The 15,496-nt window shown below is 74.9% G+C and carries 11 protein-coding genes; 9 read left to right on the top strand and 2 right to left on the bottom strand.

The window, feature by feature from the left end:
• Window positions 1-18: 18 nt before the first annotated feature.
• Window positions 19-1,251, bottom strand: coding sequence for a sensor histidine kinase (locus ACFU7Y_RS11225; protein ID WP_224283402.1), 1,233 nt, complete (start codon window positions 1,249-1,251; stop codon window positions 19-21).
• 128 nt (window positions 1,252-1,379) lie between these two features.
• Between ACFU7Y_RS11225 and ACFU7Y_RS11220 the strand changes: the two genes are divergently transcribed.
• Both ACFU7Y_RS11220 and ACFU7Y_RS11215 read left to right on the top strand, forming a co-directional pair.
• Window positions 1,380-2,396 carry an SAM-dependent methyltransferase gene (locus ACFU7Y_RS11220; protein WP_380767512.1) on the top strand — a complete coding sequence of 339 codons (1,017 nt, stop codon included), beginning with the start codon at window positions 1,380-1,382 and terminating at the stop codon, window positions 2,394-2,396.
• Complete coding sequence (locus ACFU7Y_RS11215; RefSeq protein WP_224283400.1) at window positions 2,393-3,562, top strand: NADH-quinone oxidoreductase subunit D; 1,170 nt, start codon at window positions 2,393-2,395, stop codon at window positions 3,560-3,562. Before ACFU7Y_RS11220 ends, ACFU7Y_RS11215 begins: the two co-directional genes overlap by 4 nt.
• 6 nt (window positions 3,563-3,568) lie before the next feature.
• Here ACFU7Y_RS11215 and ACFU7Y_RS11210 read toward each other — a convergent pair whose 3' ends face one another.
• Window positions 3,569-4,426 carry a hypothetical protein gene (locus ACFU7Y_RS11210; RefSeq protein WP_224283404.1) on the bottom strand — a complete coding sequence of 286 codons (858 nt, stop codon included), beginning with the start codon at window positions 4,424-4,426 and terminating at the stop codon, window positions 3,569-3,571.
• Window positions 4,427-4,673: 247 nt separating this feature from the next.
• Between ACFU7Y_RS11210 and ACFU7Y_RS11205 the strand changes: the two genes are divergently transcribed.
• The 7 genes from ACFU7Y_RS11205 (at window position 4,674) to ilvD (ending at window position 15,455) form a co-directional block, all read left to right on the top strand.
• Window positions 4,674-5,153, top strand: a complete 480-nt coding sequence (locus ACFU7Y_RS11205) for a hypothetical protein (protein ID WP_380767510.1) — start codon at window positions 4,674-4,676, stop codon at window positions 5,151-5,153.
• Between the two features lie 26 nt (window positions 5,154-5,179).
• On the top strand, window positions 5,180-7,957 hold the full coding sequence (locus ACFU7Y_RS11200; protein WP_380767508.1) for a toxin glutamine deamidase domain-containing protein: 2,778 nt from the start codon (window positions 5,180-5,182) through the stop codon (window positions 7,955-7,957).
• A gap of 658 nt (window positions 7,958-8,615) precedes the next feature.
• Window positions 8,616-9,908 (top strand): SUKH-4 family immunity protein, encoded by a 1,293-nt coding sequence (locus ACFU7Y_RS11195; protein WP_380767506.1) that lies wholly within the window; start codon window positions 8,616-8,618, stop codon window positions 9,906-9,908.
• 313 nt (window positions 9,909-10,221) lie between these two features.
• The gene (locus ACFU7Y_RS11190) at window positions 10,222-11,184 is read left to right on the top strand and encodes a Ppx/GppA phosphatase family protein (RefSeq protein ID WP_224281182.1); all 963 of its coding nucleotides are present in this window, start codon (window positions 10,222-10,224) and stop codon (window positions 11,182-11,184) included.
• Window positions 11,185-11,837: 653 nt separating this feature from the next.
• Window positions 11,838-12,641 (top strand): sugar phosphate isomerase/epimerase, encoded by an 804-nt coding sequence (locus tag ACFU7Y_RS11185; protein WP_224281193.1) that lies wholly within the window; start codon window positions 11,838-11,840, stop codon window positions 12,639-12,641.
• A 45-nt stretch (window positions 12,642-12,686) separates the two neighbouring features.
• The gene (locus tag ACFU7Y_RS11180; RefSeq protein ID WP_224281183.1) at window positions 12,687-13,475 is read left to right on the top strand and encodes a class I SAM-dependent methyltransferase; all 789 of its coding nucleotides are present in this window, start codon (window positions 12,687-12,689) and stop codon (window positions 13,473-13,475) included.
• Window positions 13,476-13,610: 135 nt separating this feature from the next.
• A complete protein-coding gene (ilvD, locus tag ACFU7Y_RS11175; RefSeq protein WP_380767503.1) occupies window positions 13,611-15,455 on the top strand; it encodes a dihydroxy-acid dehydratase in 1,845 nt (614 codons plus the stop codon).
• Window positions 15,456-15,496: the final 41 nt, after the last annotated feature.

Genomic DNA, 15,496 nt, shown 5'->3' with positions numbered 1-15,496 from the left:
GGTGGACGGCGGACGGGGCTAGTGGGCCGCCTTGAGCGGCAGGACGGCGCGGATCCGGAAGCCGCCGCCGGGGCGGGGGCCCACGTCGAGGCTGCCGCTGACCATGCCGACGCGCTCGCGCATGCCGATCAGGCCGTGGCCGAGGCCGTCCGCGCCGCCGGCGGCCAGCTGCTCTTCGGTGCTGCCGCGCCCGTCGTCCTCCACCAGGACGGCCAGCTCGCGCTCGCCGAAGTCGACCGCGACCCGGGCGTGCGCGTCGGGGCCGCCGTGCTTGCGGACGTTGGTGAGCGCCTCCTGGACGATCCGGTAGACGGTCAGCTCGACGCCGCGCGGCAGCTCGCGCGGGTGCCCGGAGGTGGCGTAGTCCACGTCGAGCCCGGCCGTGCGGACCTGCTCCAGCAGCTCCGGCAGCTCCTCGACGCCCGGCTGCGGCACGTACTCCTCGGCCTTGGTGTCGGAGGTGCGCAGCACGCCCAGCAGGCGGCGCATCTCGACCAGCGCCTGGCGGCCGGTGGAGGCGATCGTGCCGAGCGCCTCCTTCGCCTGCTGCGGGGAGTTGTCCAGGACGTACGCGGCGCCGTCGGCCTGGACGATCATCACCGAGACGTTGTGCGCGACCACGTCGTGCAGCTCGCGGGCGATCCGGGCCCGCTCGGCGGCGACCGCCACCTTGGACTGGGCGTCCCGCTCGCGCTCCAGCCGGGCGGCGCGGTCCTCCAGCTCGACCAGGTAGGCGCGGCGCACCCTGGTCAGCCGGCCCCAGGCCCAGCAGAGGATGAACGGCGTGCTCATCAGCAGCGTGATCAGCGCCGCCTCGCCGAAGGCGTACGGGCGGGTGTGCGCGTCGCCCGCCGTGTCGAAGATCGTCTTCACCGGCATCATCTGCCAGAACACCAGCGGCCCGGCGGCCAGTCCGGCCGCCAGCGCCAGCCGGGAGGTCCACTTCCGGCCGAAGGCGGCGCCGGTGTAGGCGAAGACCAGGTAGGCGATCGAGGAGCCCTCCGGCGTGACGTTCACGACCACCTGGCCGACGCCGATGCAGGTGGCGGCGGCCACCGTGAGGTCGGGGTGGCGCCTCCGGAAGACCATCAGCAGCGGCAGCAGCACCGCGATCAGGATCGAGGCGTCGAAGCGCCAGCCCTCGTCGGCGTAGTTGTCGCTCGGCACCAGGCCGAAGAACAGCACGATCGACGCCCAGGCGGCGTCGACCACCATGGGGTGACGGCGGAGCCAGGCGTTGAGTCGATGCACGTGTCCAGCGTAGGCAGTCGTTCCGCATGCCCAGGTCCGCCGGTAGGGCGATCCGTCCTACTCCGTAGGTCGGAGAGGCACCCGGGCCGATGGGGAGGGTCTCCCCTGACCGGGTAGCGTCCCGCCCCATGACTTGGATGCGGTGGGCGCCCGCCATGGAACAAGCCCTGTACGACCCGGCGCGGGGCTTCTACCGCAGGCCGGAGGGCCCCGCCGGGCACTTCCGCACCTCGGTGCACGCCTCGCCGAGGTTCGCCCGTGCGGTGGCCCGGCTGCTGCTGGAGGTTGACGAGGCCCTCGGCCGTCCGGAGGAGCTGGCCCTGGTGGACATGGGGGCCGGGCGGGGCGAACTGCTCACCGGTGTCCTGGCCGAGCTGCCCGCCGAGGTGCTGGCGCGGCTGCGGCCGTACGGCGTGGAGATCGCGGAGCGCCCGGCCGGTCTGCCGTCCACAGCCCTGTGGACGGACGAGCCGCCGCGCGGGGTGACCGGGCTGCTGTTCGCCAACGAGTGGCTGGACAACGTGCCGCTGGACGCCGGCGAGGTGGACGAGGACGGGGTGCTGCGCTACGTCGAGGTGGACACCGCGACCGGCGGTCAGCGCCCCGGCGAGCCGGTCTCGGCGGCCGACGCGGCCTGGGCCGACCGCTGGTGGCCGGCCGTGGAGCCCGGCGAGGTGGTGGAGTTCGGCGGCCCCCGGGACGCCGCCTGGACGCGGGCCGTGGCCGGGCTGGACCGCGGCCTGGCCGTCGCCGTCGACTACGGGCACACCGCCGGGCGGCGGCCGCCCTTCGGTACGTACGCCGGTTTCCGGGACGGCCGGGAGGTGGCCCCGGTGCCGGACGGCTCCTGCGACGTCACCGCGCACGTCGCGCTGGACTCGATCGCCGTGCCCGGTCTCCACAGCCTGTGGACAACCCAGCGGGAGGCGCTGCGGGCGCTCGGCGTGAGCGGTCAGCGCCCGGCGCTCGCGCTCGCCACCAGTGACCCGGCCGGCTACCTGCGGGCGCTGAGCGGGGCGGGGGAGGGGGCCGAGCTGACCGACCCGGGCGGGCTGGGCGGGTTCGGGTGGCTGGTACAGGCCGTCCACATGCCGGAACCTGCGGGCTTGGCGGGCCTGCCGGGATGGCAGACTCTGGGGGCATGAGGGAGACCACGGTCGGCATCGGGGCGGGAGCCGAGAACTTCACCGGCGCGGCGGGCACCACCGACATGGTGCTCAACATCGGCCCGCAGCACCCGGCCACGCACGGCGTGCTGCGGCTGCGCATGCTGCTCGACGGCGAGCGCATCGTGAGCGCCGAGCCGGTGATCGGCTACATGCACCGGGGTGCCGAGAAGCTGTTCGAGGCCCGTGACTACCGGCAGATCATCATGCTGGCCAACCGGCACGACTGGCTCTCCGCCTTCTCCAACGAGCTCGGCGTCGTCATGGCCGTCGAGCGGATGCTCGGCATGGAGGTCCCGGAGCGGGCGGTGTGGATCCGCACCCTGCTCGCCGAGCTCAACCGGGTGCTCAACCACCTGATGTTCCTCGGCTCGTACCCGCTGGAGCTGGGCGGGATCACCCCGGTCTTCCACGCCTTCAACAGTCGGGAGGACCTCCAGCACGTGCTGGAGGAGGCCTCCGGCGGCCGGATGCACTACATGTTCAACCGGGTCGGCGGCCTCAAGGAGGACCTGCCGGCCGGCTGGCTCGGCCGGGTCCGCACCGCCGTCGCCACCGTGCGCTCGCAGCTGCCGGTCTTCGAGGACCTCGTCCTCGGCAACGAGATCTTCCGCGCCCGCACCGCCGGCGTCGGCGTCCTCACCAGGGCGCAGGCCGAGGCGTACGGCGTCAGCGGCCCGATCGCCCGGGCCGGCGGCCTCGACCTCGACCTGCGCCGCGACGAGCCGTACCTCGCCTACGGCTCCGAGGAACTGCGGCAGGTGCTCACCGTGGTCACCCGCGAGGAGGGCGACTGCCTGGCCCGCTTCGAGTGCCTGCTGGAGCAGACCCTCAACTCGCTGGACCTCGCCGACGCCTGCCTCGACAAGCTCGCCACGCTGCCGCCCGGCCCGGTCAACCAGCGGCTCCCCAAGGTGCTCAAGGCCCCCGAGGGCAGCACCTACGCGTGGACCGAGAACCCGCTCGGGATCAACGGCTACTACCTGGTCTCGCGTGGCGACAAGACGCCGTGGCGGCTCAAGCTGCGCTCGGCGTCCTTCAACAACATCCAGGCGCTGACCGAGCTGCTGCCGGGGACGCTGGTCGCGGACATGGTGGCGATCCTGGGGTCGATGTTCTTCGTGGTCGGGGACATCGACAAGTAGGGCCGGTCAGTTCTTCCCGGCCTTCTCTGCCGCCCCTGCGGTCGCTGCCTTCCCGGCCTTCTTGGCCGGGTCGGCCGGGTGCGGGGCCACCTTGCGGTCGCCCTTGGTGGCGATCCGCTCCTCGCACAGCCGGGCCAGCACCTCGTACGCCTCCTTGCCCATCAGCTCGGTGAGCTCGGGGCGGTAGCTGACGTACACCGGCTCCGCGCCCTGGTGGGCCGCCGGGGCGCCGGTGCACCACCAGTGCAGGTCGTGGCCGCCCGGGCCCCAGCCGCGGCGGTCGTACTCGCCGATCGACACCTGGAGGTAGCGGGTGTCGTCGGGGCGGTCGATCCAGTCGTAGGTGCGCCGGATCGGCAGCTGCCAGCAGACGTCCGGCTTGGTCTCCAGCGGCTCGCGGCCCTCCTTGAGCGCGAGCGCGTGCAGGGCGCAGCCGGCGCCGCCCGCGAAGCCCGGGCTGTTCACGAAGATGCAGGCGCCGTTGACCCGGCGGGTCTGGCGGTCGCCGTCCTCGTCCAGCATGGTGATGCCGCCGTCGGCGACGATCCGGCCCTTGGCGTCGGTGCCCTCGGCGAAGTTCTCCCACAGCTCGGGGGTCAGCCGGGCCGCGTGCGACCGGACGCGCTTCTCGTCGTCCTCGTCCGAGTAGTGCGCGCCCAGCGTGCAGCAGCCGTCCGACTCGCCACGGCCCTCGCGGATGCCGTGGCAGCCCTGGCCGAAGACGCACGACCAGCGGGAGGTCAGCCAGGTGAGGTCGCAGCGGAAGACCTGCTCGTCGTCGGCGGGGTCGGCGAACTCGACCCAGGCGCGGGGGAAGTCGAGCGGGACCTCGTCGCGCGGGATCTCGCGGCGCAGGGTCGGCATCGCGAGGTCGACGGGGGCGGGGGAGGCCTTGGGCTTCGCCTTGGCCTTCTTCTTGGACGTTTCTGCTGGTGCCACCCGGCAAGGGTAGAGCTTTCGGCGGCGATGGCGCGGTGGCGGGGCCCGTGGCGGTGGGACCGTCCGGGGTGAAGGCGGGGTGAAGAGGTCCGTCGGGCCCTGCGGGAGGGCCCGGGGGCGTGCCTAGGATGGCGGCCGGTCCGCTACGGGACCGCTACGGGGAGGTGCGGGGATGGCAGGCGGCAGCACCGGGGCGTCCGGCCGCGCGGACGGGGAGTTCGTCCTCAAACCGTGGGAACTGCACGGCGAGGGGCGGGAGTTCGAGAAGATCGGCGGCGAGCTGACGAAGGCCGTCGCCGCCCTGGAGCAGGGGCTCGCCGCGCTGGGCGCCCCCTGGGGGGCGGACCGGCCGGGCAGCGGCTTCGCCGCCGTGTACGGGCCGGCGCGCGGTGAACTCGTCGGCGGGCTGCGGGGGTTGGCCGGGAGGGTGGCCGGGATCGGGGCCGGGCTGCACGCGATGGCCGCGCGGACGGCCGACGCGGAGAGCTCGGCGGCGAGCGGGTTCGGGGCGTCGGCGGCGCCGGGGGCACCGGGGGTGTCGGGCGCGACAGGGGTGCCGGGGGCCTCGCCGGTGACGACCGCGGTGTACTCGACGGTGCCGGGGGCAACCCCGGGGGCGGCTCCCACCGTCCCCAAGGACATGCCGGTCTGACGGACCCGGCTCGAAGGGGGAAGCGCGTGTCCCGGAAACTGCCCGAGGAACTGGTCCCGGTGCTGGCCCGGACCGGCCAGCAGTGGCCGCAGGCCGACGAGGAGGGTCTGCGCAAGGCCGCCGGAGTCTGGCGCGAGTTCGGCAAGGAGGCCGACCGGCTCACCCGCCGCGGCGGTGAGTCCGTCCGGCGGGTCACCGCCGACAACTCCGGTCACGCGGTCGAGGCCTTCGGCGCGTACTGGCAGGCCTTCAACGGTGGCGGCAGGGGCCACCTGGACGACGCGCACAGCGCGGTCGGGCTGGTCGCCGGGGCCTTCGACACGGCCGCGCGGGCCGTGGACACCTGCAAGGCCGAGATCATCGCGACCCTGCAGCAGCTCGCCGCCGACCTCAAGCAGGCCGAGGAACAGGCGGCCAAGGCCAAGGAGACGGCCGGCAAGGTCGCCGCGACGGCCGCCGGCGACCCGGCGAAGAGCGGGGTGGTCGGCGGACTGGAGAACGCCGTCGGCGGCTTCGCGGCCACGGTGAAGAACGCCGCCACCGAGCAGGTCGCGGCGGGGGTGGCGGCCGTCGCCGTCGAGGCCGCCGCGCTGAAGATCGGCGGACTGCTCGCCGAACTCGGCCGCGCCATGAAGGACGCCCTGTCCGGCGTGCTCAAGGAGCCGGCCGCCGTCGCCCTGCTGAAGCTCGGCACCGCGCAGGGGACGGGGATCACCGCCGCCTCGTACCGCAGCGGCGCGTTCGACCCGCTCGCCGCCGGGCTGCCCGCCGCCCTCGGCGAACCGGGCGTGCTCGCCGCGGACGGCTCCGGGCTGGTCCTGCTCGCCGGGAAGGACGGCAAGCCGCTGGTCGGCGTGCCGGGGCTGACGGTCAAGGTGGACGAGCACGGCGAGCCCGTCCTCGGCCCGGACGGGCAGCCGGTCATCCTCCGCGCCGACGGCACACCGGTGGCCGACGCCACCGGGCTGCTGGTCGTCCCGGGGCCGGACGGCAAGCCGGTGGTCGGGGTGGCGGACCTGGCCGTCCGGCTGGACGAGCACGGCCAGCCGGTGCTCACCGGCGAGGACGGCAAGGAGGTCCGCGGGGTGCCGCTCGCCGGGCTGACGCCGGGGGCGGACGGACCGGGTGGCGACAAGCCCGGCGTCGGCGAGCCGGGGGCGGACAAGCCGCTCGTGGGTGCGACGCCCGACGGGCCGGCGGATCCGAAGGCGCCGGGCGCCGTGACGGTGGCCTCGGTCGCGGTGGCGGAGCCTGGGGCGGTCGTCGGCGGCCCGGACGCTGCGGCCGCGGCGAGCGCGCCCGCGGGTGCGGTGTCGGCCGGGGCCGGGGCAGGGTACGGCACCGGGGGATCGCCGGGGCAGCACCGGGCGACGGGCAGTGGTGGTGGCGGGGGTGGCAGTGACTGGACGCCGCCGGCGCCGACCGTTGCAGCGCCGGTCCGGCAGGGCGGCGGCGGGTCGGCGGGCTGGTCGGAGGGGGACTACCCGCTCCAGGCGCCTGCGGCTTCCTCGCACAGCGGTGGCGGTGGTGGTGGCGGTGCGAGCAGTGCGGGCGGTGGCGGTGGGCCGGTGACCGTACGGACGGACTCGGTGAGTGCGCCGGCCGCGCCCGTCACCGCGCCGTCGGCCGGTGTCCCCTCGCACGGTCCGGCGCCGGACGCCCCGTCGACGGTCCGGCCGGTCGGGGTGCCCGGCCAGTTCGGGACTCCGGCGTACGGCGGCGGGTACGGCGGGTACCAGGCGGCCGGTCCGGTCGGCACCGTCGGGCCCGGGCCGCTGGCGGGCGCCGGAGGCGGACCCGTGAACGTGGCGGCACCGTTCGGCAGCGGCGTCGGGGCGGGCGCGGCCGGCGGCCCCGGTGGCGTGGTGGGCGGCGGCCCGGCCGTCGGCGCGCCGCAGCCCGGTGCGCCGGCGACCAGGACCCCGCTCGGCGCGGCGCCGCACCCGGTCGTCGGACCGCCGCCGGTCCATGCCGCGCCACCGCCTCCGGCCGCACCCCCGATCGTCGGGACCACCCCCGTGACCGGCCGGCCCGAAGCGCACCCGGGGGAGGCCCGGCGACGGGAGAACGCGGCGGGCCTCGCCGACCCGACCCTCGCCTGGGGCGCGGTCCCGGTCGCGACCGCCCACGCGATGGCCCTCCAACTCGCCCTTCGCGCACGGCGCGGAGCCCAGCCGGACGATCCGGCGGTACGGCTGCGCAGCATCGCCGACAGCCGTCCGTACGGCCTGCCGGGCGGGCTTGGGCCGGTCGACCCGGAACACCAGGCCGAGCTCGAACGCCGCGCACCCCGGGACGAGGAGGGCCGGCCCGTGCGCCACCCCGACCCGGCGGCCGGCGGCTGGGCGGAGGCCGTCAACGACGGCGGCTACCGCGAACCGGGCCGGGCGAACAACAGCCTGGAGATCGCCCTCTCCGCGGTCGAGTGCTACACCGGCCGCCCGACCTGTGCGGCCCCGCGCATCCCCACCGAGGGCGACGCCGGTGAACGCGGAGGCCGGGACCGCGCCGAACGCGAACTCGGCGCCCCGTTCCGGGACCTGGGCGACGGCGACCGCGCCTTCGACCGCCTCGCCGACGACCTCCGCCGCGCCGGCCACGGCTCCCAGGCGGTGCTCCTCACCCTCGACGCCTACGGCCGCCCGCACGCCTGGAACGCCGTCAACCACCAGGACACCGTCACCTACCTCGACCACCAACTCGCCCGCCAGGCCCCCACCCCCCTCCACCCCGCCACCCACGGCCTCTGGGCCATCGCCCTCACCCCCGAAGGCCGCCCCCTCGACCTCACCCCCGCGGCCTGACCGGTGCCCGCATGCACAGGAAGTCGGCCAGGTCGACTTCCTGTGCGGCTCGGCTCACGGGTTCCCGGAGGCCGGGGAGTCTGTAGACCGGTCGTCATATCTCTTGCGTGAGAAGTCGGCCTGTTCGACTTCCTGTGTGTATGTGGGTCGGTCAGGCTTCGATGTGTGCGGGAATATGTGGACCGACCGTCATATTCGGCGGGTGGGTCATGGGGGTGTCGCGTGGGAAGTCGGTGGCGTTGACCTCGCCTCCGCCCCCGTTGCCTGACCTGCACCTGCATGCACAGGAAGTCGGCCAGGTCGACTTCCTGTGCGGCTCGGCTCACGGGTTCCCGGAGGCCGGGGAGTCTGTAGACCGGCCGTCATATTCGGTGGGTGGGTTGTGGGGGGTGTTGCGCAGGAAGTCGGCGGGGCCGACTTCTGGTGCGGGGGAGGGGGTGCGGCGTGATTCCTCGCTCAGTGGTGGGAGAGGTGGTGCGAGAAGTCGGCCCGGCCGACTTCCTGCGGGTGAGGGCGGGAAGGGGCGGGGCGTGCGGGGGTTGCGTGGGAAGTCGGCGGGGGTGACTTCCGGTGCTTGGTGCGGGCCCGGCGTGGGGGCGTAGGGTCGCGGATCGGGCCGGGATGGGCGTCGGGGAGTGGACGGGACGGGGGTGGCCGGGTGGTTTCGCGGGCGCAGGCGGTGGAGGCGGGGCACCGGTGGATCAACGGGGATCTGCCGCAGGGCGCCGGGGCGGTGCGGCGGGTGTGCACCCACGAGTTCGAGCTCGGCTGGGTGGTGTGGGCCGAGCCCGCCCGGGTGGTGGTGGACCCGCGGACGGGGGAGCGGCGGGCGCCCGAGCAGGTGGGGGCGGCCTGCGCCGTGGTGGACCGGGACAGCGGTCGGTTCTCGGTGTGGCCCTCGGTGCCGGTGGACGAAGTGATCGGGCTGTACCGGGACTTCGTCGGCGCCGGCGGATACGACCCGACCCTCCCGCCGGCGACCGGCCGGGGCGCCAGGGCCGAGCTGACCTACCGGGACGGCACGGGCGAGGAGCGGTCCCTGGCCCTGCGCTCCGCGGCGGGCCTGCCGCACCCGGCGCTGCGCGGCTGGTGGTGGCTGCGCGAGCAGGGCGTCGCCGCCGAGGACGTGCTGGCCGTTCGGACCGACCTGCGGCCGAGCGCCCTGCCCGGCGGCTACTGGTCGTACGCGCTGGCCGCCGAACTGCCCCACGCCCGGATCGACTTCGAGCTCCCGTACGGCCCGCGCTTCGACCACCGGGCCGCCGCCGTACGGGCGCTGCCCGCGCCGCCGGACGGTCCGGCCCGCAACCGGGTGCCCTTCCCCCGCGCGGTGCGCAACGCACCCGACGGGACCGACGCGGCACTCGCCGCCCGGCTCGCGGAGCGGTTCGGCCCGGCGGGCGTCCAGCGCTTCGATCCGGCGGACGTCGCCCGCGCCGAACTGCCCGGGGACGCGGCCGCGTTGCTGCTGACGGTGGGCGTCCCGGTGACCGTGCCGGGGTTCTTCGCGCTGCACCACCCGGGTGCGGAGGCGATCGCCGACGGCACCCGCCAGGGCTGCGCCTTGCCCCTGCTCGCCGCGCACCTGGCCGAGCTCGGCCGCGGCACCCGGTCGGCCGAGCGGGAGCGCCTGGCGCTGGCCGGGCAGCTGGTGCTGGGGACGGACGGCTGGGCGCTGCTGGCCCTCGACCCGGCGGACGGCGCCGTCCGGGCGGTCGACCCGGACTACGCGACCGCCCGCCACTGCAACGCGAGCCTGCGCGCCTTCGTCCGCTGCCTGGAGCTGTTCGCCGGCTGGTGGCCCGCCCTGCGCGGGCTCGACCCGGTGGCCGCGGGCGGCGCGGTGGACGCCCTGCAGCGCGCGCTGGCGGAGGCGGACGACACGGTCTTCGCCGACCCGGAGAACTGGTGGGCCGTCATCGTGGAGCAGCTGTGGGACGGTCTGTTGTGACGGTCGGCCGTCACAACGGACCACCGACGCAACGCGGGGCGGGCGTCCGGAGGCTCGACAGCGGGGAGTCCTGGCAGCCGGTGACCGCCCGGGACGTCGACGGCCTGATCACCGACATCCCGGCCCCGGCCCGCCGCCGGCCCGCCGCCGACCGCCCCGCCGGGCGCCCGCGCGGCCACTGACCGCCCGGGCGGCCCGCGCGCGGACGACCGGATCCGCCGGATCGCCGGCCCGCCGCCGACCGGTCCCGGACCAGCGCGAATACCGCCGCACCCGATCTCACCAGGACCCGGATCGCGTAGCGTGGAGAGTTATGCGACTCGGTGTGCTCGACGTAGGTTCCAACACGGTCCACTTCCTCGTGGTGGACGCCCATCCGGGCGCTGCCCCGCTGCCCGCGTACTCGCACAAGGCCGAGCTGCGCCTCGCCGAGCTGCTGGACGCGGACGGCGCGATAAGCGAGGCCGGCATCGAGCGGCTGGTCGGCCACGTCTCCTCCTCGCTGCGGGTCGCCGAGGACAAGGGCGTCGTCGACATCCTCCCGTTCGCCACCTCCGCCGTGCGCGAGGCCACCAACGGCGAGGAGGTGCTGCGCCGGGTGACCGCCGAGACCGGCGTCGAGCTGCGCGTGCTCTCCGGGCAGGACGAGGCCCGGCTCACCTTCCTGGCCGTCCGCCGCTGGTTCGGCTGGTCCTCGGGCCGGCTGCTCAACCTGGACATCGGCGGCGGCTCGCTGGAGATCGCCTGCGGCCTGGACGAGCAGCCGGACGTCGCCTGTTCGCTGCCGCTGGGTGCCGGTCGGCTGACCGCCCGCTGGCTGCCGGGGGACGTCGCCGACCCGGAGGGGCTGCGCGGGCTGAGACGCCACATCCGGGCCGAGCTCGCCACCGTGGTCGGCGAGATCACCCGGCTCGGCCCGCCGCGGCACGCGGTCGCCACCTCCAAGACCTTCAAGCAGCTGGCCCGGATGACCGGCGCCGCCCCCGCCGACGCCGGCCCGTACACCGACCGCCGGCTCACCCGCAGCGGGCTGGCCGCCTGGCTGCCCCGGCTGTCCGCGATGACCGTCGCCGAGCGCGCGCGGATCCCCGGTGTCTCCGAGGGCCGGGCCAAGCAGGTGCTGGCCGGTGCGCTGGTCGCCGACGCCGCGATGGACCTGTTCGGCCTGGACGAGCTGGACGTCTGCCCGTGGGCGCTGCGCGAGGGCATCATCCTGCGCCGTCTGGACGCCATGGACAGCCCCGCCGACCGCCGCCGTCCGGCGCTCACCCCGTAACCCGGCGCGCCCGGGACGCCCGCCCCGGTTCGCCACCGATCGGTGACCGATCGACCACCGATCGACCACCGATCGACCGTCCCCGACACAACGTGCCGATGGTCACTGCGCCTGTCGGCCCGCCCCGTTCGCAGCGTGCTCCGCTTACGCTGTCTCCCGTGGTGCAACCAGCGGGCGAGGACCGAACGCAGGAGGGCCGCACTCCCGGGAACGGGCAGTCGCGGTCGGACGGCCCGCGCCGCCGGCTCGGCAAGGCGGTCACGGGCGCCACCGCCGCCCAGGCCGCGAAGCAGGCCGCGAAGGCGGTCAAGGCCGCCCAACGCACCGCGAAGACGGCCGCAGCGAAGACGGCAGCGGCCAAGACGGCAGCGGCGAGGACGGCCGCCACGAAGACAGCCGCCGCGAGGACGACCGCGGCGAAACCGGCCACCACGAAGCAGGCCACCGCCGGGAAGCCCGCCCCGAAGCAGGCCACCGCGAAGAAGCCCGCCCCGAAGAAGCCCGCCCCGAAGGAGACCCGCACCGCCCGGGCCGCCGGCGCCGCCAAGGCCGCCGTCCAGTCCGTCCGCTCGGTCAAGGCCGCCAAGCGCGACGCCGCCCGTCCGCCGCTGCTGCGCACCACCGACCGGCTGGTGCTGCCCCGGCACCCGGCCCTGCACATCCCCGACACCAAGGTGGTGCTGTCCACCGCCTCGGTGTACCCGGCGAGCACCGCCGTCGCCTTCGAGCTGGCCGCCAAGCTCGGCTACGACGGGGTCGAGGTGATGGTCTGGAACGACCCGGTCAGCCAGGACATCGACGCCCTGCGCCGACTCTCCGACGCCCACCAACTGCCCATCCTGGCCGTGCACGCGCCCTGCCTGCTGATCACCCAGCGGGTGTGGACCACCGACCCGTGGACCAAGCTGGTCCGGGCCCGGGCGGCGGCCGAGAAGCTCGGCGCGAGCGCCGTGGTCGTCCACCCGCCGTTCCGCTGGCAGCGCCAGTACGCCCGGGAGTTCGTCGAGGGCATCAACCGGATGGCGGGCGAGACCGACGTCCGCTTCGCCGTCGAGAACATGTACCCGTGGCGCTACCGCGACCGCGAGATGCTCGCGTACGCGCCCGGCTGGGACGTCACCGACGAGGAGTACCGGCACTTCACCATCGACCTCTCGCACGCCGCCACCTCCCGGATCGACACCTTCGCCATGGTCGAGCGGATGGGCGACCGGCTCGCCCACGTCCACCTGGCCGACGGCAGCGGCTCCGGAAAGGACGAACACCTGATCCCCGGCCGCGGCAAGCAGCCCTGCGCCGAGCTGCTGGAGCACCTGGCCCGCACCGGCTTCGACGGCCACGTGGTGCTGGAGGTCAACACCCGGCGCGCGGCCTCCCCCGCCGAACGCGAGGCCGATCTGGCCGAGGCGCTCGCCTTCACCCGCTTGCACCTGGCCACCCCCTCGCACGTACGCTGAGCCGTCCGGCCCGAGCGGTGCGAACCGCCCTACCGAGGGGGAAGAGTGACGAAGGATCAGGAGCCCGGCGAGCTGGGGGACTTCCGCGAGCTGGCGGGGAGTTTCGGCGCGGTGGCCGCCGCGTACGACCGCGGCCGCCCCGGCTACCCGGAGGAGCTGTTCGACGAGCTGGAGCGGCTCTGGGGCCGTGAGCTCAAGGGCGCCAGGGTGCTGGACGTCGGCGCCGGCACCGGCATCGCCACCCGCCTGCTGGCGGCCCGCGGCGCGGACGTCGTCGCCGTCGAGCCCTCCGCCGGGATGGCCGCGCAGTTCCAGTCCGTCTCACCGCACCTCCCGCTGGTCCGCGGCGGCGGCGACGACCTGCCCTTCCACGACGGCTCCGCCGACCTGGTCACCTACGCCCAGGCCTTCCACTGGACGCACCCCGAGAGGTCCGTCCCCGAGATTGTCCGGGTGCTGCGGCCCGGTGGCGCCGTCGCGGCCTGGTGGAACGTCTTCGACGAGACCGTCCCGTGGGTGCGCGCCCGCGGCGAGCGGCTGTCGGCCGCGCTGTCCGGCCGCTACCACGGCTACCAGGGGGTCGCCGGGCTGACCGCCCCCGCCGCCGACGCCGGGCTGGAGGTCTCCCGCACCAAGCTGCGCTGGCAGCGGCAGGTGCCCGTCGACCAGGTCGTCGACAACCTCACCTCGCGCTCCTACTTCGCCTCGCTCGCCCCCGAGCAGCGCGAACCGCTGCTCGCCACCGAGCGCGCGGCACTGCTGGCCGAGTTCCCGGACGGGCAGGTGGTCGAGCCGTACGTCGTGGACCTCACCGTGGCCGTCAAGCGGGGCTGAGGGCCGCCCGCCGCCTGCCCGCATCGCGGACGGACCGTCTGCCGGCCGGGCGGCGGGCGTAGGCTCGGTACCCACAGCGGCCCCCGAACCCTCCCGGCAGCGGGGAGCCGGCGAGCCCCGAAGGAGTGGAGCACAGTGCCCGAGCTGAGGTCCCGTACGGTCACCCACGGTCGCAACATGGCAGGCGCCCGGGCGCTTCTCCGGGCGGCCGGCGTAGCCCGCGAGGACTTCGGCAAGCCGATCATCGCGGTCGCCAACTCCTTCACCGAGTTCGTCCCCGGCCACACCCACCTCCAGCCGGTCGGCCGGATCGTCTCCGAGGCGATCAAGCGGGCGGGCGGCATCCCGCGCGAGTTCAACACCATCGCCGTGGACGACGGCATCGCGATGGGCCACGGCGGCATGCTGTACTCGCTGCCCTCGCGCGACCTGATCGCCGACTCGGTCGAGTACATGGTCAACGCGCACTGCGCCGACGCCCTGATCTGCATCTCCAACTGCGACAAGATCACCCCGGGCATGCTGATGGCCGCGCTGCGCCTCGACATCCCGACCGTGTTCGTCTCCGGCGGCCCGATGGAGGCCGGCAAGGCCACCCTGGTCGACGGCACCGTGCGCAAGCTCGACCTGGTCGACGCGATCTCCCAGGCGGTCAACGAGAACGTCTCCGACGAGGACATCGCGATCATCGAGGAGAACGCCTGCCCCACCTGCGGCTCGTGCTCCGGCATGTTCACCGCCAACTCGATGAACTGCCTGACCGAGGCGATCGGCCTCTCGCTGCCCGGCAACGGCTCGGTGCTCGCCACCCACACCGCCCGCCGGGCGCTGTACGAGAAGGCCGGGCAGACCGTCGTCGGGATCGCCAACCGCTACTACGGCGGCGACGACGCCTCGGTGCTGCCCCGGGCGATCGCCACCCGCGCCGCCTTCGAGAACGCCATGGCCCTGGACATCGCCATGGGCGGCTCGACCAACACCATCCTGCACCTGCTCGCCGCCGCCCAGGAGGCCGAGCTGGACTTCGACATGCGGGCCATCGACGCGATCTCCCGCAAGGTGCCCTGCCTGTCCAAGGTCGCGCCGAACGGCTCGTACTACATGGAGGACGTGCACCGGGCCGGCGGCATCCCGGCCATCCTCGGCGAGCTGTACCGGGCCGGGCTGCTCAACGAGGACGTCCACACCGTGCACGCCGACTCGCTCGCCGAGTGGCTCAAGACCTGGGACGTGCGCGGCGGCTCCCCGTCCGACGAGGCCGTCGAGCTGTGGCACGCCGCCCCCGGCTGCGTCCGCTCCGCCGAGGCCTTCTCGCAGTCTGAGCGCTGGGAGTCGCTGGACACCGACGCCGCCAGGGGCTGCATCCGCAGCGCCGAGCACGCCTACTCGGTCGAGGGCGGCCTGGCCGTGCTGTACGGCAACCTCGCCGAGGACGGCTGCATCGTGAAGACCGCCGGCGTGGACGAGTCGATCTGGACCTTCAGCGGCCCGGCCGTCGTGGTCGAGTCCCAGGAGGACGCGGTCGAGGCGATCCTCGCCAAGCGGGTCAAGGAGGGCGACGTCGTCGTCATCCGCTACGAGGGCCCCAAGGGCGGCCCGGGCATGCAGGAGATGCTCTACCCGACCTCCTTCCTCAAGGGCCGGGGCCTGGGCAAGGCCTGCGCGCTGGTCACCGACGGCCGCTTCTCCGGCGGCACCTCGGGCCTGTCCATCGGCCACGCCTCCCCGGAGGCGGCCTCCGGCGGCACCATCGCGCTGGTCGAGGACGGCGACACCATCGCCATCGACATCCCCGGCCGCCGGATCTCCCTGGAGGTCCCGGACGAGGTCCTGGCCGAGCGCCGCCGCGCCCTGGAGGCCGCGGGCGGCTACCGGCCGAAGAACCGCGACCGGCTGATCAGCCAGGCCCTGCGGGCCTACGCGGCGATGGCCACCTCGGCGGACAAGGGCGCCGTCCGGGACGTGAGCAAGCTCGGCTGAGCCCGTACGGAACGAGGAGGAGCCGTCCCGCAGGCCGGGAC

The sequence above is a fragment of the Kitasatospora sp. NPDC057542 genome (genome assembly GCF_042801945.1).
GTDB lineage: Bacteria > Actinomycetota > Actinomycetes > Streptomycetales > Streptomycetaceae > Kitasatospora.
Note: the sequence above shows the minus strand (reverse complement) of the source record. Positions and strands in the feature narration are given on the sequence as shown.

Bases quoted from the DNA above. Each gene is read 5' to 3' on its own strand.
- ACFU7Y_RS11220 (WP_380767512.1), top strand. From the start codon at position 1,380: ATGACTTGGATGCGGTGGGCGCCCGCCATGGAACAAGCCCTGTACGAC.
- ACFU7Y_RS11190 (WP_224281182.1), top strand. From the start codon at position 10,222: ATGCGACTCGGTGTGCTCGACGTAGGTTCCAACACGGTCCACTTCCTC.
- ACFU7Y_RS11205 (WP_380767510.1), top strand. From the start codon at position 4,674: ATGGCAGGCGGCAGCACCGGGGCGTCCGGCCGCGCGGACGGGGAGTTC.
- ACFU7Y_RS11215 (WP_224283400.1), top strand. From the start codon at position 2,393: ATGAGGGAGACCACGGTCGGCATCGGGGCGGGAGCCGAGAACTTCACC.
- ACFU7Y_RS11210 (WP_224283404.1), bottom strand. From the start codon at position 4,426: ATGCCGACCCTGCGCCGCGAGATCCCGCGCGACGAGGTCCCGCTCGAC.